Source organism: Commensalibacter sp. M0268 (genome assembly GCF_016101925.1).
Classification (GTDB): domain Bacteria; phylum Pseudomonadota; class Alphaproteobacteria; order Acetobacterales; family Acetobacteraceae; genus Commensalibacter; species Commensalibacter melissae.
Window position 1 is genome coordinate 24,576 of sequence record NZ_JACFPQ010000002.1, and the last position, 24,626, is coordinate 49,201.

21 protein-coding genes and 1 riboswitch are annotated in these 24,626 nt (G+C 35.8%); of the genes, 20 read left to right on the forward strand and 1 reads right to left on the reverse strand.

Going from position 1 to position 24,626, the window contains the following annotated elements; translation table 11 throughout:
- The first annotated feature begins 127 nt into the window (after positions 1-127).
- The 18 genes from H3R28_RS03535 to H3R28_RS03620 all read left to right on the forward strand — a co-directional run bounded on the left by H3R28_RS03535 (position 128) and on the right by H3R28_RS03620 (position 22,050).
- On the forward strand, positions 128-1,081 hold the full coding sequence (locus H3R28_RS03535) for a MotA/TolQ/ExbB proton channel family protein (protein WP_198193431.1): 954 nt from the start codon (positions 128-130) through the stop codon (positions 1,079-1,081).
- On the forward strand, positions 1,078-1,530 hold the full coding sequence (locus H3R28_RS03540) for a biopolymer transporter ExbD (protein WP_155566485.1): 453 nt from the start codon (positions 1,078-1,080) through the stop codon (positions 1,528-1,530). Before H3R28_RS03535 ends, H3R28_RS03540 begins: the two co-directional genes overlap by 4 nt.
- A gap of 52 nt (positions 1,531-1,582) precedes the next feature.
- Positions 1,583-2,023, forward strand: coding sequence for a biopolymer transporter ExbD (locus H3R28_RS03545; protein ID WP_232349737.1), 441 nt, complete (start codon positions 1,583-1,585; stop codon positions 2,021-2,023).
- A 29-nt stretch (positions 2,024-2,052) separates the two neighbouring features.
- On the forward strand, positions 2,053-3,285 hold the full coding sequence (locus H3R28_RS03550) for a lipopolysaccharide assembly protein LapB (protein ID WP_198209579.1): 1,233 nt from the start codon (positions 2,053-2,055) through the stop codon (positions 3,283-3,285).
- Positions 3,286-3,484: 199 nt separating this feature from the next.
- Positions 3,485-4,051, forward strand: coding sequence for a NifU family protein (locus H3R28_RS03555; RefSeq protein WP_174795615.1), 567 nt, complete (start codon positions 3,485-3,487; stop codon positions 4,049-4,051).
- A 52-nt stretch (positions 4,052-4,103) separates the two neighbouring features.
- Positions 4,104-4,721, forward strand: a complete 618-nt coding sequence (locus H3R28_RS03560) for a malonic semialdehyde reductase (protein ID WP_232351211.1) — start codon at positions 4,104-4,106, stop codon at positions 4,719-4,721.
- Between the two features lie 4 nt (positions 4,722-4,725).
- A complete protein-coding gene (locus H3R28_RS03565; protein ID WP_198209580.1) occupies positions 4,726-5,418 on the forward strand; it encodes a tRNA (adenosine(37)-N6)-threonylcarbamoyltransferase complex dimerization subunit type 1 TsaB in 693 nt (230 codons plus the stop codon).
- A gap of 21 nt (positions 5,419-5,439) precedes the next feature.
- Entirely contained in the window at positions 5,440-5,889 is a 450-nt protein-coding gene (gene rimI / locus H3R28_RS03570) for a ribosomal protein S18-alanine N-acetyltransferase (protein ID WP_198184729.1), read from the forward strand.
- Between the two features lie 175 nt (positions 5,890-6,064).
- Positions 6,065-6,508, forward strand: coding sequence for a Fur family transcriptional regulator (locus H3R28_RS03575; protein ID WP_110438649.1), 444 nt, complete (start codon positions 6,065-6,067; stop codon positions 6,506-6,508).
- 55 nt (positions 6,509-6,563) lie between these two features.
- Positions 6,564-7,412 carry a GNAT family N-acetyltransferase gene (locus H3R28_RS03580; RefSeq protein WP_198209582.1) on the forward strand — a complete coding sequence of 283 codons (849 nt, stop codon included), beginning with the start codon at positions 6,564-6,566 and terminating at the stop codon, positions 7,410-7,412.
- 62 nt (positions 7,413-7,474) lie between these two features.
- Positions 7,475-9,058: an apolipoprotein N-acyltransferase gene (gene lnt / locus H3R28_RS03585; protein WP_198209584.1), complete on the forward strand. Its 1,584-nt coding sequence runs from the start codon at positions 7,475-7,477 to the stop codon at positions 9,056-9,058.
- A gap of 25 nt (positions 9,059-9,083) precedes the next feature.
- The gene (locus H3R28_RS03590; protein ID WP_155567811.1) at positions 9,084-11,237 is read left to right on the forward strand and encodes an FUSC family protein; all 2,154 of its coding nucleotides are present in this window, start codon (positions 9,084-9,086) and stop codon (positions 11,235-11,237) included.
- 71 nt (positions 11,238-11,308) lie between these two features.
- A complete protein-coding gene (locus tag H3R28_RS03595) occupies positions 11,309-13,219 on the forward strand; it encodes a hypothetical protein (protein WP_198209586.1) in 1,911 nt (636 codons plus the stop codon).
- Between the two features lie 159 nt (positions 13,220-13,378).
- A complete protein-coding gene (locus H3R28_RS03600; RefSeq protein WP_198209588.1) occupies positions 13,379-15,496 on the forward strand; it encodes an FUSC family protein in 2,118 nt (705 codons plus the stop codon).
- A 115-nt stretch (positions 15,497-15,611) separates the two neighbouring features.
- Positions 15,612-17,792 carry an FUSC family protein gene (locus H3R28_RS03605; RefSeq protein WP_155567813.1) on the forward strand — a complete coding sequence of 727 codons (2,181 nt, stop codon included), beginning with the start codon at positions 15,612-15,614 and terminating at the stop codon, positions 17,790-17,792.
- Positions 17,793-17,834: 42 nt separating this feature from the next.
- Positions 17,835-17,927: riboswitch (TPP riboswitch) on the forward strand.
- Positions 17,919-20,330, forward strand: a complete 2,412-nt coding sequence (locus H3R28_RS03610; RefSeq protein ID WP_198209590.1) for a TonB-dependent receptor — start codon at positions 17,919-17,921, stop codon at positions 20,328-20,330. It overlaps the preceding riboswitch by 9 nt.
- Before the next feature lie 8 nt (positions 20,331-20,338).
- A complete protein-coding gene (locus H3R28_RS03615; RefSeq protein WP_232351212.1) occupies positions 20,339-21,271 on the forward strand; it encodes an ABC transporter substrate-binding protein in 933 nt (310 codons plus the stop codon).
- Positions 21,272-21,384: 113 nt separating this feature from the next.
- Positions 21,385-22,050, forward strand: a complete 666-nt coding sequence (locus H3R28_RS03620; RefSeq protein ID WP_198209592.1) for a DUF805 domain-containing protein — start codon at positions 21,385-21,387, stop codon at positions 22,048-22,050.
- A 1,033-nt stretch (positions 22,051-23,083) separates the two neighbouring features.
- On the opposite strand, the gene H3R28_RS03625 is transcribed toward H3R28_RS03620, so the two are convergent.
- Positions 23,084-23,317 (reverse strand): hypothetical protein, encoded by a 234-nt coding sequence (locus H3R28_RS03625; protein WP_198209593.1) that lies wholly within the window; start codon positions 23,315-23,317, stop codon positions 23,084-23,086.
- Positions 23,318-23,956: 639 nt separating this feature from the next.
- Here H3R28_RS03625 and H3R28_RS03630 point away from each other — a divergent pair.
- On the forward strand, positions 23,957-24,100 hold the full coding sequence (locus tag H3R28_RS03630; RefSeq protein ID WP_196424211.1) for an antitoxin: 144 nt from the start codon (positions 23,957-23,959) through the stop codon (positions 24,098-24,100).
- An 82-nt stretch (positions 24,101-24,182) separates the two neighbouring features.
- Entirely contained in the window at positions 24,183-24,581 is a 399-nt protein-coding gene (locus H3R28_RS03635; RefSeq protein ID WP_198209595.1) for a type II toxin-antitoxin system VapC family toxin, read from the forward strand.
- Positions 24,582-24,626 lie beyond the last annotated feature (45 nt).

Sequence of the window (24,626 nt, forward strand, 5' to 3'; positions counted from 1 at the left end):
GAATCAATTATAAGTTGATGGTTATTCATATCAATATAAAAATAAATAACAATGAATATGTTTATGTTGTCTGAGGTTGTTTAAAGAAATTACTGCCCAGTAAAATTAACGAAGGAATGTGTTAAATATGGATAAAAATAAAAGTTTATTTCGATTGATTCGTTTTAAATTCACTGTGATTGCCGCATTTTCTGGAATGCTTTGCCTGTCAGGTATAAACAATGGTTTTGCACAGCAGCCTCAGCAAAATATACCAACATCAACTGCACATGATAACTCCGCTTCTCAACCAATGCAAAATTCAGCGGGTAGCAACGTAAATCCAGTCGTTTCTTCGACCATAGACAACCCAGTAAAACCGGAAGCTGTTCCTCAATCATCAGAAAATCCATATGGTTTAAAAGCTTTGTGGAAAGCGGGTGATATTGTTTCAAGGATAACATTGCTTGTGTTGGCAATAATGTCAGTAGGGAGCTGGTATGTAATCGTTGCAAAAATTGTTGTCCAAAATCGTGTGACGCGTGCTGGAAAAGAAGTGCGTGAAAAACAGTTCTGGCAACAAAACACTTTAAAAAAGGGTACGGAGAGTTTAGGTAGTAACTCTTCCTATCGATATATTTCTGAAAATGGTATTGATGCATTGATGCATTATGAAGGCTCCTTGCAGGAAACGATTGATTTATACAGCTGGGTGTCCATGGCCTTACATAGAGCGCTTGACAAGATACAGGGACAATTGCAAGGCGGTCTGGCTTTTTTGGGAACGGTTGGATCCACTGCCCCTTTTGTAGGATTGTTCGGAACAGTCTGGGGTATTCATCATGCCTTGACCGCCATTAGTATCGCTGGACAGGCTACATTGGATAAGGTTGCCGGTCCTGTAGGCGAGGCTTTAATTATGACAGCAATTGGTTTGGCTACGGCTGTTCCAGCTGTTCTGGGATATAATTTCCTGGTTCGTCGCAATAAAGTGATTATGGATCAAACTCGCAATTTTGCTGCAGATGTTCAAACAGTCTTACTTGGGGGAAACCTGAATAATAAAAAAGTGATCCCCGAGCAAGGAAAGAGAGGCTCATGAGCTTTAATTTGAATGGTAATCGTGGTGTAGGGGATTTTATCAGCGCGGAAGGGGATAATGATGAGGTGGTATCCGAAATCAATACAACCCCCTTGGTTGATATCATGCTTGTACTACTGATTATCTTTTTAATCACTATTCCTGTTGCCACACACGCTGTAAAGGTTGATATTCCAGAACGTAACAGTCATTTAACTCAAACCAAGGTAGGAAATATAGCCCTTGTCATTAAGGCGGATGGTCAGGTATTTTGGAATGAACAGCTATTACCTGATGAGAATGCATTAAAGGCAAAATTGGCTTCGGTAGCATCTTTACATCCTCAGCCCCAAATTCAAGTTTGGGGAGACATACAGGCAAAATTTGAGAAAGTTGGTCAGGTTATCCAGGATTGTCAGCAAGCCGGGATCAGTCGGGTTGATTTTATTACGAAACCCATTAGGAAATAGTAATACGGTATAGGGTTAAGCCAGATTATATGATTGAAAAGGATATAGTATAATGCGTTCATTACGTTCTGGACATGCTCGCAGAATCATGATTCAGCAAGGTGAAAAGGAAGAAGAGGTCATGGTAAATATTAACACGACCCCCTTGATTGATGTAATGCTGGTTTTATTGGTAATGTTGATCATAACTATTCCCCTACAGACGCAATCCGTACAATTGGCCTTGGGAAGAGCAGTTCCAGTAAATGAAACAGAACTTCCAAAAACGGTGACAATCGGTATTGATTTTGATAATAGTTTGTCGATTGATGATACTGCTATTTCCAATGAGGATGCGTTACTTGATTGTTTTCGTGAAATAGCTGCTAACTCTGACCAGCCAGTTGTTGTCGTAAAGCCCAATCGATTGGCCAATTATAAAAATGTTGCCATTGTTTTGGCTGATGCCCAACGGTTAGGAATAAAAAAGATAACAATTGCCAATCAACAGTAATGGATGAGGATAGATCGGGATATTAAACTATGAAACCTGTTTCTTTATTGCGAAATTTATGGATGGTGGCTTTATTGGGAACTGCTGGAGGTTTATATTCAGTTTCTATTGAATCCAAAGAAGTAGTAAGCCAAAAAATGGCTGCTCCTTTAAAAAACATAGAACATCTTATGAAACAGGGAAAGATTGTCCAGGCCAATGCTGCGCTTAAGGAAGTTCAGACAATTCCAAATCCTTCCACCTATGAAAAAAATATTATTGAACATTTGCGGATTGCTTTGGCAATCAAGCAGAATAATCTTGATGCAGCCTTTACCGGATATGATGAATTGATTAATTCCACACGTACGTCTGCATCCGAAAAAATTCAAATAAGAATGGCGCAGGCCAGCCTTGCCTATCGAGCTCGACAATATGTGAAGGCAATAGAATATATTAAACAGTATTTTTTGGTTGGTGGTACCAACACACACATGAAAACATTGCTGATCCAGTCATATTTTCTCAACAATAACTATAAGGAAGCAATGACAGCTCAGCAAAAACAAATAGATGAAGAAATAAAAAATGGTCAGGTACCAGCTGAATCCCAGTGGCAAATTATGGCTAATTGCCAAGAAAAACTTGGAGATCAGGATGGTTTGCGACATAGTTACACGCAATTGGCTATGCATTATCCCAAAGCCGAATATTGGGGGCATATTATGGCGGCACTATCATCCAGCCGTGATTTATCACCCTCTGTCAAACTTGAAATACTCAATTTGCGTTTTAACATGAATTTAATGAGGACCAGTGAAGAATATATGGAAATGGCGGAAGTGGCAATGCAAGCCAATATGCCGCATTTCGCATTGAAAATCCTTGCGGCTGGTTATGACAAGGGAGTATTGGGTACGGATCATAACTCGACACGTGTTATGAGACTTAGGAAATTTATTCAGGATAAAATTAACGAGAATAAATCAGCGTTACCTGCAAAATTGGAAGCTTTCGAAAAGGCACCAAATGGTGATGATATGTTGATGCTTGGATATGATCAGGTTATGGACGGTAAAGGTCAGTCAGGTCTACTATTGATGAAGGAAGCACTGAAAAAAACATTGAAAGATTCTAATGAGGCGTTGCTTCATTATGCTATGGCACAACTACAAGTTAACCAGAAAAATCAATCAATTCAAAATCTAAAATCTATCCAAGCACAGGGAGTTATAAAAGAAATTGCTGATTTATGGCTGATTAAATTACAGACAAAATCCTAAATCTTGAAATAGGATATATTGAAATACTAAGTAATTAATAATAATATGCTTTTTCGTGAAGAGGATAGTTTGCGATATTTTTAACAATTGTTTATTTATTTGTCTATTTTGATAAATCCACTTAAAAGGCATATTTCTTGATAGGTTTTTATTTGGGTAAAACCTGTTTATTTAAGGTGGAGGGATTAAGGAACTGGGAATGCTTATTCATACGGAAGAAACACCAAACAATCATGCATTGAAATTCATTTTGGGTAAACCGATCCTTGATTCGAACCAGACAATTGATTTTACGAATAAAGAGGCTGCAAATATGTCGCCACTCGCATTGAGCCTGTTTGATGTTGAGGGAGTGAAACGTGTTTTTTTTGGTCACAATTTTATTGTTGTAACCAAAGATGAGAAAGTTTCTTGGTATGGGCTGAAATCAGCGTTAAGTGCTATCATCATGGATTTTCTCTTGATGAAAAGACCCGTTCTCGATAAAACTTCAAAAGTCAATGTGATCGAGATGGAAGTTGCACCTGAGGATCAAGCGGTTGTTGAGCAAATAAAATGGATATTAGATACGGAAATTCGTCCCTCTGTAGCCAAAGATGGTGGCGATATCATATTTTACGGTTATAAGGATGGATGTGTTTATTTAAGAATGCAGGGATCCTGTCAGGGGTGTCCCTCTTCAGCAATGACTTTGAAACATGGGGTGGAAGTGATCCTGCAGCGATATCTTTCTGAGGTTATTACTGTGGAGCAAGTAAGAATTTAATTTTATTTGCTAAAGAAAATATTAAAGAGATCTACGTCTCGAATCAATTCGGATGAATGAATTGGAAAAAGAAATGGATGAAAAATCTTCCTTGCCTATGGAATGTCTGGATCGTCTTTTTAATTTGGCACGGACTCCCAGGTCTTGGTTAAATAGGGATGTGGAATCTTCCGTCTTGTATCAGCTTTATGATTTGGTAAAAATGGGTCCAACTTCTGCAAATTGCCAGCCGGCTCGGTTTACTTTTCTTAGTCATCCAGTAAGTAAGGAAAAATTGAGACCCGCCCTTACAGACGGGAATATTGATCTGGCACTATCCGCTCCTGTTATTGTTATTGTAGCATATGATCCAATATTTTATGAAAAATTACCGATTTTATATCCAACGGTTGAATTGAGATCATGGTATGCGGGAGACATGCCATTTGCTGAAGAGACGGCTTTGCGCAATTCTACTTTGCAGGGAGGATATATGATTGTTGCAGCTCGCTCATTGGGGCTTGATGTTGCTCCCCTATCGGGTTTTGACAATACAATGGTGGATCGACTGTTTTTTGAAGAGCAGGGTTGGCATTCCAATTTTTTGATATGTTTGGGATATGGAAATAAAGAAAATATTGGGGAACGAAATGAAAGGCTTGCGTTTGAGGAAGCCTGCTTAATGTTGTAAATCTATGAAAAACGATAAAACAATTTTAGTCATTAATGGTGCCTCTGCATCTGAGCAGGCACCTAATTTTATTTCTGTTGTTGTTAAGGATCAAATATATAGGTTGGAATGTGAAAAAAAATCCTTTGAACGAGGTGCCCCAGAAAGATTTCCAATCTATTTCAATGAATTTGTACGGAATGGTTATTTAGTCGCTAATAAGATTGATCTTATTTCTATTATTATTGGACCTGGATCTTTTACAGGATTGAGGGCTTCCATTGCATTCTCATTGGGATTGCAAACAGGGTTACATTGTCCGGTTGTCCCTTTACGCCGTGGTGAGGCAATTTTTCCATATATCGAAAAAGACTATTCTGATAAATTAGTTTGGCATATGACCCTGGCCCGAAGAAATAGGGTATTTATTGAAACCAATCAAAAATCTGAAATAAAAGCTTTCGATTTTGTTGATATACCATGGCCGGAAGAAGAAGTTATTTTGTCAGGTGAAGCGTTTCCAATTATAGAACCTCTTATTCCAACAAAAGTCAATTGGCGCAAATCCTCTATAAATGAGGCGGATGCAGTTATGATGGCCAAGATTGCGGATCATTATGATCAGGTTGATAAAGTTACGAATAAACTCTATCCTTTATATATAGATCCTCCCAAAGCGAGTTTACCTGCTGGTGGACTGCGAAAAGCACCAAAATAAAAATGCCGAGAGAATGAAGTGATGCCGATACAATTTATTACAGAGGGAAATGGTTTAGAATATCCATTGGCATTATTACATCAATCCGCTTTTCCAGAACATGAATATTGGAAACCTGAAGATTTCAAAACACTGATGGCTTTACCTACACATTCTGCATGTGTCTATATGGATAAAGAAAATGTAATGCTGGGTTTTCTATTTTACTCCAAAATTATTGATGAAGCGGAAATAGTTACTTTTGCTGTTTCCCCCCCCTTTCAGGGAAGAGGGATAGGCAAGGCCATTCTTGAGCAATTTATAAAAAAAATGAAAATGGAAAACATCAAATCAGTTTTTTTAGAAGTTGCTGAAGATAATAAAAAGGCATATCAGCTTTATTGTAATTATAATTTTGAAGTTCAAACAAAAAGGGTTGATTATTATGGTAAAAATAAGAATGCTTATCTTATGCTGAAGTCTTTGTCCTAGAACGACTCTTGGTAAATAGAGAAATATATCTTTTTTAATGATTTGAATTAAGTTATAAATAGTTTGAAGAAAGCTATCTTTTGAAGTTATAATTTTTGTTGAAAATTGACTTGGCAATTGTCCGTATTCCAGTTAGGGCGCATATAGGCTTCTTTGTAATAATTGAATGAATTGTATGACACGTGAAAAAATGAATAATTTATCTCATATAGAACGGTTATGTATTAAGAAAGGTCTGAAAATGACCGGGCAGCGACGTGTTATTGCCCATGTTCTTTCGCATGCCCATGATCATCCCGATGTTGAAGAGTTATATCGACGGGCCTCAAAATTGGATAATAATATCTCTGTAGCCACGGTCTATCGTACTGTTCGTTTGTTGGAAGAAAAGGGTATTCTGGAAAAACATGATTTTGGTGGGGGACGTGCCCGTTATGAAGTGACTGAACAGGGAACGCATTATCATTTAATCGATGTTGATACTGGAAAAGTGATTGAATTTGAAGATCCTGAGCATATCAAGATGATCGAGATCATGGCGAAAAAATTAGGGTTCGAACTGGTTCAGCATCGGTTGGAACTGTTTGGGCGCCGTATTAAGACAGAACAAGATTCGTAATTTTTACAAGATATATATAAATTATTTTGGTTTATGATTTATATAGAAAGAAAATATGCATAGGGAAAAGAGAAGCGGTTCTTTATCAACTTTAGAATTGAGAAGAGATAAATTTGTTGAATTACGTTCAGGTAGCCTAGGAGTCAGGTTGGCCGAGACAGAATCGGAAAAGGATGCAGCCCGAGCTTTACGTTATCGAGTGTTTTATGAAGAGATGGGAGCGATTCCTAACGAAAATATTCGTAATCTTAAAAGAGATTTTGATGAATATGATGAATTTTCAGATTATTTACTGGTAATTGACTATAATAAAATATCTGATCATGAGCGGGTCGTGGGAACCTATCGATTAATTCGAAAGGAAAATGCCGACAAGGCGGGTGGTTTTTACAGTCGTGCAGAATATGATCTTTCCGTATTACAGGAATATCCTGGCAATCTTTTGGAGGTCGGTCGCTCTTGTGTCCATCCGCAATATCGTAATCGATCCGCAATGCAGTTATTGTGGGAGGGAATTGCTGCCTATATTTTTTATTATCGAATAGATATCTTATTTGGTTGTGCCAGTTTCCCGGGAACAGACCCCGATCAATATGCCGAAATCTTAACCTATCTTTATCAAACTCAATTGGCACCCCCAGCTTTGTTAGTCAAGGCTTTGCCAGAGCGTCGTGTGGAAATGTTGCGTGTCGATCCGCATCATTTGGATCATTTTCGTTGCCGATTGGAACTTCCTCCTTTAATTAAGGGTTATTTAAGACTGGGAGGATATGTTGGGGATGGTGCTGTTATCGATCAGCAATTTAATACCATGGATGTTGCAATAATTCTTAAAACTGAACTCATTGCAGATAAATACTATCGTCATTATGAACGACGTTTGAGAGACGCATTGGAATTTTGAATTATTCATGAAGTTTGAAAATTTATAAACTATTTTATAAAGTTATTTCATACATTAAGAAAATGGATTTTCATTTGTATAAATGGCATGACTTAAAAGGATGGCAAGGGGCATTGTATCTCACAGGTTTGGGAGGAATATCTGCCTTGGCTTTTCCACCCACCTATTTTATATTTATTTTATTTTTTTCATTTCCGTTACTTCTGCATTCAATTGATCATTCCAAAAATTGGAAATGTGCCCTGATGAAAGGGTACTGGTTTGGTTTTGGTTTGCATACAATCGGATTATCGTGGCTTGTAAATGCTATACTGATACGGGCACAGGACTTTTGGTGGCTTGTTCCAATTGTATCTCCATTATGTGCGATATTACTTGCATTATGGACGGGTTTGCCTACGCTTTTCTATTATTGGATAAAACCTTCAAAAAAATTAAAAATTTTTGTTTTCGCTGGTTTATGGACCGTTTGTGATATGTCCAGAGCGGTGATGTTGCCGCCTAATTGGTGGAATCCTGTTTTGACAGGTTTCCCATGGAATCCTTTGGCCAGTACCTGGGAGATCCCTGGCAGGATAGGGGATATTTTTATCCAGACCGCTTCCCTTATTGGAGTGGATGGATTGACATTGATAACGGTTATTCTCGTCTTGCTTCCATTATATGGAAAAAAAGGATGGATGATTATCGCTGGAACTATTTGTGGTTTGGCTTTATTTGGTTCTTACCGTTTGGTAGAAAAACCGCCTATTACAGATAATAATACACCCATTGTTGCCTTAATTCAGGGAAATATAGCTGAAGATGACAAGATAGCGAATACAGATCCTCGCCGAATTTTCCAGAAATACATGCAACTTACTTCGGATGCGGTTGTTCAGGCGGTAACCTTGCGTCAAGAATTGGGGCAGTTTGAAAGACCTATCATTTATGCCTGGCCTGAAAGCTCTTTTCCGGGAAGTATTCAATATGATGACGCAGCCAGAAAAGTTATGATGCAAAATAATCCAGATGCCTCTTTCGGTATTATAGGGGCCATCACCCAGCAAGAACCAAATATTCTTTACAATAGTTTGGTAGTTTTAAGGCAACCGGATGGAGCGATTGATCATGTATATAATAAAGTGAAATTGGTACCTTTTGGTGAATCCCAACCTTGGTATATTCCATTTCATGTTGTACCTGGACAGGTTTTAACACCAGGTGAGGGAAATGTCACATTGAATTTATCAAGAGTAAGTTCTTTTGCACCATTAATATGTTATGAAGTTATTTTTTCGGGACAGATTCTTGATTATAAAAATAGACCAAAATGGATATTGAATTTAACAAATGATGCGTGGTATGGAAATTCTGCCGGTCCTAGACAACATCTTGCTGCGGCAAGATTGCGTGCCGTGGAGGAAGGAATTCCAATTGTGCGTGTAGCAAATACGGGAATATCAGCAGTTTATGATTCTTATGGAAGAAAAATAAGCCAGATTGACTGGGGCGTCAAAGGAGTAAGGGCGGTTGCGTTACCAGGAGCTTTGTCCTTTACGTTGTTTTCGTTGGGACATCGTTTTATTCCTTTTTGTTTGTCACTTATTTGTATTTTTACAGGAGTAGCAGGCAAATTCCTCTCGAGGGGGGAAATAATTAACTAAAGGGCTAAAGAACAAGGTTGTATAGATGGAGAATATTCGTTTAAAGTTGAATTGGTTTAAATTCAACGTTTTTTTACCAAATATACAATCTTTTAAATGGTTATACGCTCCTAAAAAAGAAGCCATTTTTTTCTCATTGCGAACAATCATTGCCTCTTTTCTTGCTTTGGCAATTTCCTTATGGATGGAAATGGACAGCCCCAAATGGGCTGTTATGACAGTATGGATTATTTCTCAAACCTCTCGGGGAGAGACGATAACCAAATCAAAATGGCGTATTGTGGGAACCATAGTCGGAGTTGTTGTTTCGGTTTTGATTGTTGCCGCATTCCCTCAGCAACCATTTTTATTTGAAATATGTCTGGCTTGCTGGATAGGGGGCTGCTGTTTTTTTGCAAGCCTAATCCGTAGCTCCAGTTCCTATAGCGTTGTATTGGCAGGATATACCTGTACAATTATCGCTTTTACAGCAAGTTCTGATCCTGAAAATGTGTTTATGCTGGCAATGTCCAGGGGCACTTATATCATTTTAGCTGTATTGTGTCAGGATTTAGTTGAACGTATTTTTGCTTATAACCAGGAGAAACAGGCTCGATCTAATATTGAGAAGAATATGTTAATGGCCATAACAGGAGCCCTTAATGTTATCAAGGATGTTTTTAATGGTGATTATCAGGCTGTCTACCGGGTAAGGGAAACCTTTTCTGCTATTGCTGCAACAAGAAATACCCTAGAATTCAGAAAAGCTGAAATGACTGGTAACGATCATATGATTGACCATGTTCATGCCACTTTGTTTTCTGTAGTCATTGTTTTGACTAGATTGATGAATCTAGTGCTTTACATGCGGGAATTCAAAGAGGCAGGAAATGACTTCCATAGTATTTTTTCGCAAGTTCATACTTATGTTCAATCTCTGATTCAATTTATAAATAAGAATATGGATTTTAGAGCGCATATGCAAAAGCTTGCCGATCTTCGTTGGGAATGTCGACAGATTATTGCCAATCATATTTTTCATGATACGGCTTTAAACTATTCAGATCGTGAATCTATTGAAAAACAGTCTTTTCTACATCAAAGAATTTTATATCGGGCTTTAAGTGAATTATTGGGCGAGTTGGAAGTGGTTTTAAGGGAATACAGAATGGTTCACAATCCTCCCCTGCATGACCGTTTTACATTTAGAATGCCTCCACTGCTTAATTTCAGATTGGCCTGGTCGAATGGATTGCGTGTTTTTTTGGTGGTGATTTTGTGTTGTCTGATTTGGGAAGTTACTGCCTGGCCTAATTTTACAAATGCTCTTGGATTTTCCTGTATGATTTGTGGCCGCCTATGCCTTTTTGAAAATAGTTATAAATTTTCATTGGATTTTCTAAAAGGCACAGTTTTGGCCATGATTGTCAGTGGTATTATGAATGTTACTTTAATTGCGTCAGCAAATACGATTGAGTTGCTCTGTATCGCTTTTTTCATTCCAGCTTTTATCGGGGGATTGGCGATTTATAATTTGCCAACCCGTGGTATAGGGATGAGTTTCACAATCTTTTTATCATTGATGCTGGTTGTTGATAATCAGGATAAAATGAACGAACTGACTTTTTTCAATACGGCTTTTGCCACTGTGGCAGTGGCAGCGATTGCTATTTTTTCATTCCGATATATCGCACCATATTCACCAATTCAGGTGCGAAAATCAATTCGTCAAAGAATGATAAAAGATATTCATACCCTGCCAGTATTATTGACCATTCCTCCGGCAAGAAAATGGCTTGCGGTAACGACGGACTGGTTTGTTTCATTGATGAGGCAGTTTGACCCCGCTAAGGAGCTAACACTGATTAGACGGTATAATCAAGGTGCATTGGCGGTAATGGTTATCGGGATTAATATTATTGAAATGAGAAAAATGATCATTCATGACATTTTACCTGAGGATGTCAAAAATCAATTGCGTGTTGTTATTAGAAGAATAAGTCATTTTAAAGGAGGGCATCATGTCAGGACTGTCTTGATCATTAAAAGTGCTATTCGACGTTTACAGTACAGGGAAAGTCATGAAAAGAACCTTGCACAAAGACTTGAAATCGGTACGGCAATTGCATGTTTAATACCAATACATTATGCATTGGAAAAAAATCTTACATTTTTCAATTTATCATACAGTGATAATTAATGTGCCCCTGTTATGATTAATAATTTTAATTATTGAATAGAATAAATAAAATTATTTGAATGGTATAATTTATGTTTATTGTTTCCAATCTTTTATTTTTAATGATTATTACCGTAATTTTACTGTTTTACAGTTATGTTGTCGGATATCCATTTGCCAGAAAAGTAAATAAATACGGATCTTTTGAATTATCTTTCCCTTTGGGTATCGCTATTTTGGGAATAACTGCATTATGGATCAATAATTTATTTAATATTGGAACATTTCAGGCCGCTATAATATTTTTATTTCCTCTGGGTCTGACGTTTTGGATCAATAAACCGAGTATTGAGTGTTATAAAAAAGGTTTTTCCGACAAACCGATTATTATTTTACCTCTGATTTTGTCATTTATAGCAGTATCAGGTGTTTTTATCAAAATAAATGGATCTGATGTTGGGATTTCTACACCCTTATTTGACCATATTAAAATAGCCTTGGTTAATTCAATTGTTAGGGATGGCTTCCCTATAATAAATCCTTTCTGTATTGATCCATCTGCAGGGGAATTGTTTCATTATTATTATCTTTTTTATTTATTGTCAGCAAATATTGTTGTATTTTTCCATTGTTCAGGTTTAAATGCCGATATTATTCTTGCTTTTATTTCTGCATTTATTTCTATATTTACTTGTTTCTATTTATTAAGTAAATTATTTTCGAAATCTATTAATAAAAAAAAAGGCCAATACTTATTTTGTTTCTTTTTATTTTCTGGTTCGATTGTTCCTTTTGTCGATTTATTGACTGGTTATAAACTTTTTAAAATTCTATCAAATGTTCATCCCCTAGAATCATGGATTGTTCAAGCCGCTTGGGTGCCACAACATCTCTTGGCTGCATCATGTTCAGTTTTGGCCTTATTTTTAATTGGCGCAAGAAATTTAAATAATAAAATAATTTTATTTTCAATTATTATTTTGGTTGGTGCCGGATTCAGCTTTTCGGTATGGGTTGGGGGGCTTACATTTGCCGTAACATCATTAATGATTTTTGTTGAACAAATAGTTGGGAAAAAAAATAAAAAAAATGTGTTAATTAACTGGTTATGGCTGGTTCTGGGGTCTTTTATAATCATTTTACCGATTATGTATAATGTCATTACCGTCCCTGTAAGGGAATCCGGTTTTCCAATACGTATATTTATATATAATTCATCAGTTTATAAACAGTTTATAGATTTTATTTTCTTTTTCACTGGGGCAATGATTTTATGGTTTCCGGTAATAATAATTGGATTATATTGTTTGATATTTGAGATTTTATTAAAAAGAATAAAGATTGATCCATCTTTTAGGGTAATATTATTTATCTGTTTAGGGTCAATTTTTGTTTCTTTATTCATTCACAGTAGTATATATAATGACGATTTGGGTTGGCGTGCAATTTTATTATTTGTTTTGACAGGAACAACGATTGTCACTTTTTATGTCAATGAATATTGTTCCAGTTTCAAAAAAGCAATTTTTATATTTATTGCTCTAATTGGTATTATTGAACCATTAAATTTCAGTAAAATGTTGATATTCGGTGCGGATTATTATAGACCCAGACCAAGTTTAAAAGAATTAAACAAAATAACTCACCAAACCCATAAACAGGATAGATTACTAATTAATATTCATCAAAACGAGACTTTTGAACCATGGGGGGGCAATCTATTGCCACCTGTAATGGTTAACAGAAAATTTTGTTTTCAAAATATTAGCTATGTCAAAACTTTTGGGCCTAACTGGGGTGACAAGGTTGAATTGATGGATCATGCGATCAGACAGTTTTATAACGGTAAGGCCAATGATAAGGATCTGGCCTTGATTAAACAGTTTCAGTGTAATGCAATAATTGTTACACGTTATGATCCGGTTTGGAGCTATATGCCTTATACAGATTTAACCAGTGTTTATTCTGATAAAAATTTGAGAATTTATAATTTTAATCGGTGAGGGAATATTTTTAAAGTTAAATCATGATGTATTTTTCCTATCATAACAAAGTCAAGTAAATGTTATCATTGGCGTTTATGAATATTTAATTGATGCTATTTGTCCTGATCTCTGATATATCCCTTTTCTAAAGCTGTATATTGAAGATCAGGCATTCAGATGCGTCTTAGCGATTTTACATTACCGTCATTTAGCTGGTTATTTGCCCCACAAAAAACAGCCTTGATATTTGCGCTTAGAACCATCATTGCCTCTTATATTGTATTGGTCATTGCCCTATGGATGGAATTGGATAGTCCGCGTTGGGCAATTATGGCTGTATGGATTGTAGCCCAGAATTCATCCCGTGGGGAAATTCTTTCAAAAGCTTATTGGATCATTACCGGAAATGTCATTGGTATTATCATGGCATTGGTTATTGCGGGCTGTTTTCCACAACAGCCTTTTATTTTTGAAATTTCAGTTGCCATTTGGGTATCATTTTGTTGCTGGATTGGCAGTTGCACAAGAAATTTCAGGGCTCTGGGTATGGTGATGGCAGGATATAGTTGTGCCATTGTTTTATATGGTGCCGTTGATAATTTAAATAATGTTTTCATGCTCGCAATGGCAAGGGGAAGTTATTTTATTTTGGGCATACTCGCAGAAAATTTTACCGCTCGCCTATTTGATCTCAATTTGCATCATCAGGCCCATAGAAAATTGACAGAGGATTTACAATTGTCAATTGAAGAGGCTGTTAAATCCGTTATTAATATGATGAATGGAGATGATTGGGCGGTTCAACGATCAGATCAATTTTTGGCATCCGTTATTTCATTAAATAATAATATTGAGTTTCGTGAAAAGGAGATGCAGGGTACAGGTCATACAGGGGATCATGCCAGGGCTGTACTATCTTCAGTTTTGAGTTTGATTATCAAAGCTTCGGGTTTATCCATTTTAATGAAACAGACAGAAGGGAAAAATTTACAATTTTCAAGCATTTTACCCCTTACACAAATCTATTTGCAGGAACTGCTAAATCATCTTAAGTCGGGTGTTTCCATTGAAGCATCCTTAAAAGCTTTGAATTCACTAAGATGGGAATGCCGACAACGTATTGCTGATAGTTTTTACCGTGTATTAAAAGAAAAAAAAATTTCGGATGATGAATATGCAGAAAAAACTTTAAATGATCGTATATTATATCAAGGTTTACGTGAAATTTTGGCAGAATTAGAAGTTACTCTGAAAGAATTTGCTAAAAGTCGAGATATGACCTTGAAAGACCATTTTCGTTTTATTGTCAAAAATAGTTATGATTTCAAAAGGGCTTGGAGAAATGCGATCAGGGCTTTTGTGGCAATAACATTTGGTTGTATTGCCTGGGAAATTACTGGTTGGAGCTACGGTCCGCTTTTTCTTGCATTTTTATGTATGGGATGTGCACGGTTCTGTATATTTGAGAATGCTTCGCTTGCCTGTAAGGGTTGGTTCAAGGGGGCGTGTTGGGCTATATTTGGCGGATTTATTTATAATTTTCTTTTCTTGCCTATCATTACGAGTATAGAGGTTCTCTATTTTGTGCTTTTGATCCCGTTCATGATCGGGGGGTTAGCAATGGCGGTGCCAAAATATGCTGCGATCGCTTCGGCATGCATGTTTTTTTTCTGTTATATGATTGGATTTACTAATGTTGGTAGAATGGATGAAATAACCTTTTTTAATGATTCAATGGCTATTTTCATGAGTGGATTATTCGCCTTTACCGCATATCGGTTGGTTTTTCCTTACCAACCTCGTAAATTGAGGTTTCAGTTAAGACAGAAATTGCTGCATGGTATGCATCATTTGGCGAATGCTATTGTTGTTCCATTACCTAGAGAGTGGATTAGTTATGTAATTGAAGCTTTTGTCGTGTTAATGCGTCAGCTTGATGAGGACAGAAATACGACACTGGTGCAAACCTATCGTCATGGAACGATGGCCGTGACATTGATTGGTGTCAATATCATTCGGTTGAGAGCGATGGCTGCCCATGACATCATGACGGAAGATATTAAAAATATTCTAAAAGTTGTTTTAAGACGTATTGCGAAATTTGATGGCCGTCATGCCAAATATGGTCCACATGCAAGAACTGTTGTGATTGCCCATCGTGCCATTTCTAGGTTTCGGGAAAGGGAAAGTCATGAAAAAAATCTGGCAATCCGTATAGAAATCAGTGCCGCTATTTCTTCCCTAATAATTATTTCATATGCCTTGGATAAAAACGGATCTTTCTTACGGTTGTAGCTATTGAACATTACCAAATTGCCAGTAATCCCTTTTCATTTTTCAAAAAAAAGAATAGTTTGGAAACTGTCATCATATTTATGTGATTAAAAAATAAAAAGGTTTTTGTGATTAGGTGATCGGATCCGCCAATGTGCCGTGGTATAAAAAATATTCATGGTCCAGAAAAAATTTCTTAGAAAATTACCGTTGGATTTATGCCCCAGGCTGGTCAGCATTTATTTTTGCCCTTAGAACTACCATTGCTTCTTTTTTGGCATTGGCAATCGCTTTGTGGCTGGAATTGGATAGTCCAAAATGGGCTCCCATGACAGTTTGGGTTTGTGCAAGGAACACATCACGTGGGGAAACGATATCAAAGGCATATTGGCGTGGTGTTGGAACCGTTTTTGGAGCTATTGCCGCTGTTGTTTTTGTTGCGGTTTTTCCTCAACAGCCATGGTTATTTAACATTACAGTTGCCTCGTTTGTCGCCCTTTGTGTTTGGTGTGGAACATGCATGCAGAGTTTCAAGGCGTATGCCATGGTTTTATCAGGTTATACCTGTGCGATAATTGCCTTTAGTTCCATAAACGATCCACATGGAACATTTATGATGGCAATGGCCAGAACCACCTATATTCTTCTCGGGGTTTGGTGTGATAGTTTCGTGGGTCGTTTTTTTGATGTTAATATCGATAAAAATGCTCGGACCCAATTAAACAATAATCTTAAATTTGCAATCTGTGAAACGATTCAGTCTGTTGTCAATATGCTGTCAAAAGATGAAAAGATGGTTTTGCATTCACAGGAATTGCTGACTTCGGTTATAAGTTTTGATAATTCAATTGAATTCAGGCAGATTGAAATGAATGGTAATGATCATACAGGGGATCATGCACATGCGGCTTTATTTTCAGTGACAGCTGTTTTGGCGCGAAGTATGGGTCTATCCATACGAATGCAGCATTTCAAGAATGTAACAGCTGACTTTGCTAGTATCATTCCCAATGTTCAGGAATGTTTAAAAAGAATTTTAGATTCCATTGAAAATGATCATGATTTTAATTTGGACCAATCTTATTTGAATAAACTGAGATGGGAATGTCGACAGCATATTACAGATAGTTTTTACAAGAAAATTGATACTGAAACTCCCGATAAGGGGGAAAAACAGAGGGAAATTGTTTTTAACGACCGTATTCTTTTTCGTAAGTTAAGTGAATTACTGGGTGAGATAGAAGTTACTTTAGAGGAATATCATAAAAGCAGTCATCCTATTAAAAATGATCATTTTAAGTTTCATGTTTCTGCACCTTTAAATTTTGATCTGGCTTGGAAAAATGGTTTGCGAACTTTTGTTGCAATGATATCTGCCAGTTTGATGTGGTATATGACAGGCTGGAATATGGGGGGAACCATGGTCTCCCTGACTGGAATGGGATGTGCACGTTTCTGTTTGTTTGAAAATCCTGCCCAAGTTACTTTTGGATGGTTTAAAGGTACATTTTGGGCTTTATTGGCAGGAAGTATTTTGACGCTTTATCTCATTCCACCGTTGGGTAATTTCGAATCTCTTTGTATGGCACTTTTTATTCCTACAATGTTGGGTGGATTGGGAATTGCCAATTTGAAAACGCTTCCTGTATCCGCTTCCTATGCCGCATATTTACCCTATATGTTGCAGCTGGATAACCAGGTCAGGTTGAATGAATCAACATTTTTCAATAATTCCCTAGCTTTGCTAATGGGGATATTTTTCGCGATTGCTTCTTTCCGAATAATATATCCCTATAGTCCTCTTAAAACCCGTTTGCATTTACGGCAAATGCTATTGAAAAAAATGCATGCACTCGCTTCTGTATCTTTTTATAAAAGAAGTCCCCGGATATGGCTTTTTCAAACAGCCGCTTTGTTGGTTAATATGGTACGACAGTTGAGTGGTGAGTCCAATACAAAATTGATTCATGCATATAGCCAGGGTACTGTGGCAGTGATGATGATCGGATTGAATATACTTCGTTTGCACTCCATGATCGATCATGATGTTGTGACTGAAGATATAAAGATCTTATTGAGAATTGTTTTAAGACGTATCTCCAAATATAGCGGTAAATATGGTCGGACAGTTGCGGTTTGTCATGCGGTTGTAAAAAGATTGAGAGAGCGTGAAAAAAGTGAAAAAAATCTTGCCCTTCGTATGGAGATTATTGCCGCCGTATCTTGTTTGACTGTCATTGCTGATTCCTTAGATAAAAACAAGGCTTTTCTGGATGTAACTCATCCTTTCCTGCTAAAAGAGGATAGTGTCATATAAAAGACTTGTAATTAATTAAAAAATTGATAAAAATCATTTTGTTATAAATCACCGGGGTGTCCGTTAGGGGCTGAGAATAAACCCGTAGAACCTGATCTGGGTCATGCCAGCGAAGGGAGGAACTTAATGCGATCAATTTTATTTGCTTTTGTACGTTATCTTTTACTGTTCATACCTATTTTGGGGAGGCTTTCCTCTATTCAGGCAAAAGATATTCATATCACTCAATCTCAACCAGAAACTCATTCGATAACGCGACAGGAAATGCAGTCTGATCCTGGTGAGCAGATTATAGTCAAGGGAACTTTCCGTGGTTATCCTTCTGCCAATGGATATATTGGTAAGCAAGCTGGTGGGGGATTGATTAGACCAGAAGATTCCGTTCGATCCCTTAGTACCGTTTCTTCGGATTTTATTCACAAACAGGCACCCACGTCCAATGTTTACAATCTTATAAGTCTATTGCCAGGTGCAAATGTGTCGGGATCGGACCCTTTCGGACTTGCCACACAAACGGACATGACGGTAAGGGGAATGACTTCTGATTCTATAGGATATGTTCTAGAGGGAATGCCTTTAAATGATGTGTCCGATGGCGGTGGCTATTTGAATCAGTTTGTTGATATGGAAAATCTTGAATCGGTAGGTTTAAGTCAGGGAAGCCCCGATCTTGACAGTCCTGTTTTTAATGCAGCCGGTGGCATTGTCAACATCAAGTTTCGTGAACCATCTGATCATATGGGTGGAATGACCCAGTTTTCATATGGTTCTTATCATACGGGTAAGATTTTTGCCCGTATGGATACCGGAAAAATTGGCAAAACGGGTATTAAGGGTTTTATTTCCTATTCTTATACGGATGGGGACAATTGGCGTGGAGCCGGATATGACCATCGTCAACATGTTGATTTTAAATTTACCAAAGAATGGGGGAGTGACAATCGGGTTTCATTGCTTGGTAACTGGAACCGCTCTTTGATGAGCAGCTATTATACGCCCACTAAGCATGAATGGAAAATGAACGGGATAAAAAACGGTAATAATTATTCAGGCACATGGTATCATAATGGAATAGACAATAGTAATTACTGGAAATTATATCAGCAAACCTTTCAGCAAATTTATCTTGCAACTCCCGGACAATTCACGCTGACAGATAAATTGCAATTTACAGTAACTCCCTATTTTCAATATGGTTATGGAAATACGCCATATGGAGCTATGCTTTCCGATCATGGATTATGGCAGGGTACGCTTCCTGTGGAAGGGAGCGTTTCCATTCCAGGGGCTGTTAACGGTCAGGGAATGGTTATGGGAGATTGGTTCCAGCGAACTTATCGTTCAGGTTTTACTCCAGAATTACATTTAAGATTAAAACATCATCATTTATACTTGGGATATTGGTATGATTATTCAGACAACTTGATAAATGAACCTTTTACGCCAGTTTCAGAAAATGGCAAACCATGGGACTTGTGGGGGGGGAAAGGCAAGACGATCCGTTTACCAGACGGTCAACCACTTTATGCAAGGGATACAAGTATAATTACGCAAGTAAATGCGGTATTTATCGGGGATCGCATGAATTTTCTTCATAACAAACTGCATATTGATGTGGGATTTAAGCAAGTTATGCTATCACAGGCTGGATATAATCGTATTCCAGGACCTCAATATCGTACCGGTAACAATGTTGCCAAACCATTGCCCAGAATTGGCATGGTTTATCAATTTACAAAAGAACACCAGCTTTTTGTCAGCGCAAGTACAAATTTTTCTGTTCCCCATCAATCAACGTTGTTTGATACCTATGATCCAAATTCTGGAACATTGACAAAGAAGGGGACAAATCATTTGAAAACAGAATATTCTATCGAGGAAGAGATTGGCTATCGCTATAATGGTCCACGATTGGTTGGTTCCGTTACATTTTTTAACTATAATTATACCAATCGCATGATCAAAACAGTTTTACGACAAAACAATGCCTGGATAGGATCTTCAATTAATGCGGGTGGACAGACCTCACGTGGAATAGATGCTGAATTAGGGTTGAAACCCTGGCATCATTTTAGCCCCTATATATCAGGGGAGTATTTAAATGCAACCATGGATAATGATTTTAAAACACGTGGAGATTATTTGCCTACCAGAGGAAAAAAAGCGGTAAGAAGTCCATCCTGGCAGTTTGCAATAGGGCTAACCTATGATGATGGTCATTTTTTTGCCAATGGAAATATGAAAATGGTAGGCAAGCAATATGCCACCTTCATGAATGATGAAGCAATGGGGTCTTATGCAACTGGCAATCTTGCACTTGGATACCGTTTTGATTCTATTTCTTTTGCAAAATATCCAGAAATCAGGCTTAATTTTATAAATATAACTGATCAAAAACATCTGTCAGGAATAGGTACTCCAACATCAAATGCTCATAATACGGTTGGAAAAAATGGGACTGTAATCAAGGGTTCATCACCTTATTATAACATTGGTGGAGGATTTGCCACAATGTTAACGCTAACGTCCGCTTTATGAAAGTCAGGATGATGATAAGAATTTCAAAAATATTTATCTTTTTTGCGATTTTGTGTTCCATTTCCCAGGTAAATGCAGAGGATAAAGTCACCGTAATTTTGGACTGGTTTCTCAATGCAAGTCATGAATCTTTGCTGGCTGCTCAATATAGTGGAGCTTTCAAACGTTACAATCTCCAGGTTGAGATGATCTCTCCCGCTGATCCTGGTACACCACCAAGATTGGTAGCTGCGGGACAGGCAGATATTGCGATTTCCTATCCTATTCAATTGGGCATGATGATTGACCATCATATTCCGTTAATACGAATTGGATCTCTTTTAAATCAGCCCTTAAATACATTGATTACCTCGCGGAATATCAAGACCTTACAAGATTTAAAAGGAAAAAAAATCGGTGTTTCCGTTGCCGGGGATGATCATGCGATTTTGAAAACAATGTTGGAAAAGACAAACGTTCAGTTATCCGATGTACAGATCATCAACGTTAATTTTCAGCTAGAACAAGCATTAATGACTGGGGCAGTTGACGCAGTTATCGGTGCATCACGGAACTATGAAGTGATTGATCTTGAACAGAAGCATTATCAATTCAATATTTATAATCCAGAAGATTATGGTGTTCCAATTTATGATGAAATGATTTTTGTAACTCGTCCTGAACTTGTAAAAGATTCACGAATTATCCGTTTTATGCAGGCCTTAAAAGAGGGGAATGTATATTTGAAAAGCCATTCTCTAGAAGTGTTTAACAAGACAATTAAAGATCATCCTGAATTGAATACGCCCTTAAATAAAACCGCTTGGAATGTGACCCTAAATTTATTACCGACAGATCCAGTTATCTATGATAAAGCAAAATATCAACAATTTCTTGATTTTTTGTGGAATAAAAAGGTTATCAAGCATCCTGTACAAATTTCATCATTTACAGCTTATTGATAAATGGCAATAATCTTAATAATTTTTTAAATATATTGAAAGTAACATGGAAGTCAAATAATATCAAAATTATAATAAAATTTATTTAAGTTCGAAATTTTAGAAAGATTATTATGCAGGGTCAATTACTAAATTATATAGTGCAAGATAATAAAGGCTATATTGTTGGAGATAATGGTCAACGTTACCAATTTTCTGGAAATGAATGGAAAGAAAATCGTATTCCAACCAAAGGGGAGCGTCTAGATTTTGAGGTTGATGCCTCAGGACAAGCCAAATCAGTTTTCTTTGCTCTTGATAGTCAGAATGGTTCAAGTCATGAACAAAATAGTGATCAATTCGATCCAAACATGCATGAATTATATCAAACAGAGTCAACTTATAATATGTTTCAATGGTTCTGGAAATGCTTAAGAAATCTTTTTAATTTTTCTGGAAGGGCAAGAAGAAAAGAATATTGGTTTTATATGTTGATTTTGTTTTTATTAACTATTTTTACTAATGTTTTTGTACTTCTGGTTGTTGGTTTTATGGCTGGAAATCTTGATGACTATACAATGAGCATATTGACAAATATTACAAGTTCATTACTAGTCATTGTTTTTATAATTCCCTCATTCGCAGTAACCGTTCGACGTATGCATGATATAAATCATTCGGGTTGGTGGCTTCTAATAAGTTTTGTTCCCATGATTGGTTCAATATTATTTCTAATATGGATGTTGAAAAATACCAAATTTGAAAGAAACAAATGGGGATCACCTGCTAAATCCAGATAGATGATAATTTTTATGAAATTTATATAATCATTAAATTTGGTATAGAATTTGAAATTCATATACTATTACGGTTAAAATCCGTAATAGTATAATTTAAAAAATAAAGGTTAACAATAAATCCTGACATGTAATATAACATTAAATTTTTTGTTATTTCTACCTTAATAATTCATAAAATTTATCAGATCTTTGCAAATAAATTGAACATGTTTGATATAATGAATGGAATTATTATTGATTTAACTATTCATTAATTAACTTAGATATTTGAACCATTAGGATTTTCAATAGGAACAAGAAAACAAATATGCTTGTTCCAAAGCATCAACACCAATATCAAGACACTTACTTTTGGCTGGATAATAATTTTCTTACCATTTTTTTTCAGAAATTGGTAACATTGGTCATTATTTTCTATACAAGAATTTATATTTTTTGAAAAGCAATATTAAAGTTGTCTGCCTTGGTTTAAAATTATCATAAAAAATATTAATCGTCTCTAGCGAAAGATTTAATAGATTTCTGTTAATGTTAAATTTTAAAACATTAAAACAAAAAAAAGACATTAACACTTTATAGTATTATATATTTCTTTAATAACATCATATAATGAACTAATATTATCCAAATAAACCAAGCCCTTCTAGCACTTAAAAAATCTTTAGGAAAACCTCTTTTAATCCCTAAATCCTTATTCATCCTCTTTCTTGCTTCTGGACCAATATTTCTTGTTGTGCTTGACCTTCTATCTCCAGGAATAATTCCTTGTTAGATAGCATCTTTATCTCTACCGTAAATATCGATATAATTTGGATGACAATCTTTAAGGAAATAACTTAACGTTGGATGTTTTTTAGTATCTGCAAGATGAACTGTTCTCTCATTAATAACGATTATTTTTTTTAAAAATAATTTTATTTAAAAAAACATCATTTTCATATCCCTCTGGAATATGCATTGCCCAATGAACATGGATATAATGATAACTATCAATATCATCACAACTTTCTCCATTAATACAGTTCTCAAAAACTCAAGCAAAAGTGGGTTCAATAGCTTCTTTATGTTTGGATGAAAATAATAACCATCGAGTAAGTTGCCTTTTAAGCTTAAGAAAAGCATCATTAATCTGTAATGATAAAATATCTGCCTCACTAAAATTAATCGTAATAAAATGATTTAAAGGTAAGCGAATATATTTTGCAACCTCAGCTATATAATAAAAGGTTTGAGCACTCTTCTTACCAATATAAGCAGTAGTCTTCATATAAATTATATTTTTTTATCATAATAATTTTCATTAATTTCCTTTCAAATGCATAAAATCACACAAACTAAATACAAAACGAGTGTAAACGCATGGATCTGGTCAATTTATTTAATTAATTATGCGGGTAATGTTTTAATCTTTATAGCCATAATACTGGACGCTGATAATCGTCTGTTCAGTAAAAAATCAAACCAAATTTATGGCTGATTAATTTTTATATATTATATCGATAAAATATATAAAAATTAATAACTTATTAAAATAAATGATAGAAAATTACTTAACAAATTCATTATTTATGGTAGTAGTTACGATTTGTATTTATAGAATATAGTCTATAATTTAATTATCTTTATAAAGTATTATTTAATAAAATTAATCTATAAATACCTATTTTAATAGTCATAGATTTGCCCTAGAATATTGTTAACTACTTTTCTTGTTAAAATTACCTACAGGAAAATATTATCACACATCAGAGATGCTTTCTGAAGGCTTTATGTGCGTGTTTGGAAAATCAAGGAAAAATCAATAAATAAAACCCTCTCATTATGAATGAGGATTTTTTATTAGTTGTAAGTAGAATGTGACTCACAATATAAATTATTGATATATATATCATGGAGGATTAATAATATGCAGATAGCAAAAATATTTCAAAATGGAAGAAGTCAAGCTGTTAGACTGTCTGAAGAATTCCGGTTTAATGAAGATGAAGTCATCGTAAAAGCATTTGGAAATGGTGTATTGTTATCACCAAATATAATCCGTGGCTATTAATGCAGGAAGCTGTCAATGAGTTTGAAAGGGATTTCCAATTAATAAGAGAACCTCAAGAAGATCAAATTCATGAGGATTTAAAGTGATTTATTTACTAGATACCAATATTTGTATTTATATTATTATTAATAATAAGCCACCTTATGTCTTTGAGAAGTTTAGGCAGTTTCAATTAGGACAGTTTGGAATTTCCAGTATTACGGCTTCAGAGCTAGCTTTTGGTGTTGAGAAATCTGGATCACAAAGAAATAAACAGGCTTTTAATAAGTTTTTAGTACCTTTAGAGATATTTCCTTATGATGAGCAATTTATTGGATATTACGCCGAATTAAGACATCAGTTAGAATCAAAAGGAAAAATTATCGTGAGTTTGGATATGTTAATTGCTGCTTATGCTCTAGCATTGAATGTAATGTTGGTTACCAATAATGTGAAAGAGTTTAAAAGAGTAAAAGGTTTAACTGTAGAAAACTGTATATGATTATTCCAAACGGATAAATTAAATTACAATATTCTTAATAAGTTA

Coding starts and splice junctions, on each gene's coding strand:
- H3R28_RS03535 (WP_198193431.1), top strand. CDS start 128: ATGGATAAAAATAAAAGTTTATTTCGATTGATTCGTTTTAAATTCACT.
- H3R28_RS03540 (WP_155566485.1), top strand. CDS start 1,078: ATGAGCTTTAATTTGAATGGTAATCGTGGTGTAGGGGATTTTATCAGC.
- H3R28_RS03545 (WP_232349737.1), top strand. CDS start 1,583: ATGCGTTCATTACGTTCTGGACATGCTCGCAGAATCATGATTCAGCAA.
- H3R28_RS03550 (WP_198209579.1), top strand. CDS start 2,053: ATGAAACCTGTTTCTTTATTGCGAAATTTATGGATGGTGGCTTTATTG.
- H3R28_RS03555 (WP_174795615.1), top strand. CDS start 3,485: ATGCTTATTCATACGGAAGAAACACCAAACAATCATGCATTGAAATTC.
- H3R28_RS03560 (WP_232351211.1), top strand. CDS start 4,104: ATGAATGAATTGGAAAAAGAAATGGATGAAAAATCTTCCTTGCCTATG.
- H3R28_RS03565 (WP_198209580.1), top strand. CDS start 4,726: ATGAAAAACGATAAAACAATTTTAGTCATTAATGGTGCCTCTGCATCT.
- rimI (WP_198184729.1), top strand. CDS start 5,440: ATGCCGATACAATTTATTACAGAGGGAAATGGTTTAGAATATCCATTG.
- H3R28_RS03575 (WP_110438649.1), top strand. CDS start 6,065: ATGACACGTGAAAAAATGAATAATTTATCTCATATAGAACGGTTATGT.
- H3R28_RS03580 (WP_198209582.1), top strand. CDS start 6,564: ATGCATAGGGAAAAGAGAAGCGGTTCTTTATCAACTTTAGAATTGAGA.
- lnt (WP_198209584.1), top strand. CDS start 7,475: ATGGATTTTCATTTGTATAAATGGCATGACTTAAAAGGATGGCAAGGG.
- H3R28_RS03590 (WP_155567811.1), top strand. CDS start 9,084: ATGGAGAATATTCGTTTAAAGTTGAATTGGTTTAAATTCAACGTTTTT.
- H3R28_RS03595 (WP_198209586.1), top strand. CDS start 11,309: ATGTTTATTGTTTCCAATCTTTTATTTTTAATGATTATTACCGTAATT.
- H3R28_RS03600 (WP_198209588.1), top strand. CDS start 13,379: ATGCGTCTTAGCGATTTTACATTACCGTCATTTAGCTGGTTATTTGCC.
- H3R28_RS03610 (WP_198209590.1), top strand. CDS start 17,919: ATGCGATCAATTTTATTTGCTTTTGTACGTTATCTTTTACTGTTCATA.
- H3R28_RS03615 (WP_232351212.1), top strand. CDS start 20,339: ATGATGATAAGAATTTCAAAAATATTTATCTTTTTTGCGATTTTGTGT.
- H3R28_RS03620 (WP_198209592.1), top strand. CDS start 21,385: ATGCAGGGTCAATTACTAAATTATATAGTGCAAGATAATAAAGGCTAT.
- H3R28_RS03625 (WP_198209593.1), bottom strand. CDS start 23,317: ATGAAGACTACTGCTTATATTGGTAAGAAGAGTGCTCAAACCTTTTAT.
- H3R28_RS03630 (WP_196424211.1), top strand. CDS start 23,957: ATGCAGATAGCAAAAATATTTCAAAATGGAAGAAGTCAAGCTGTTAGA.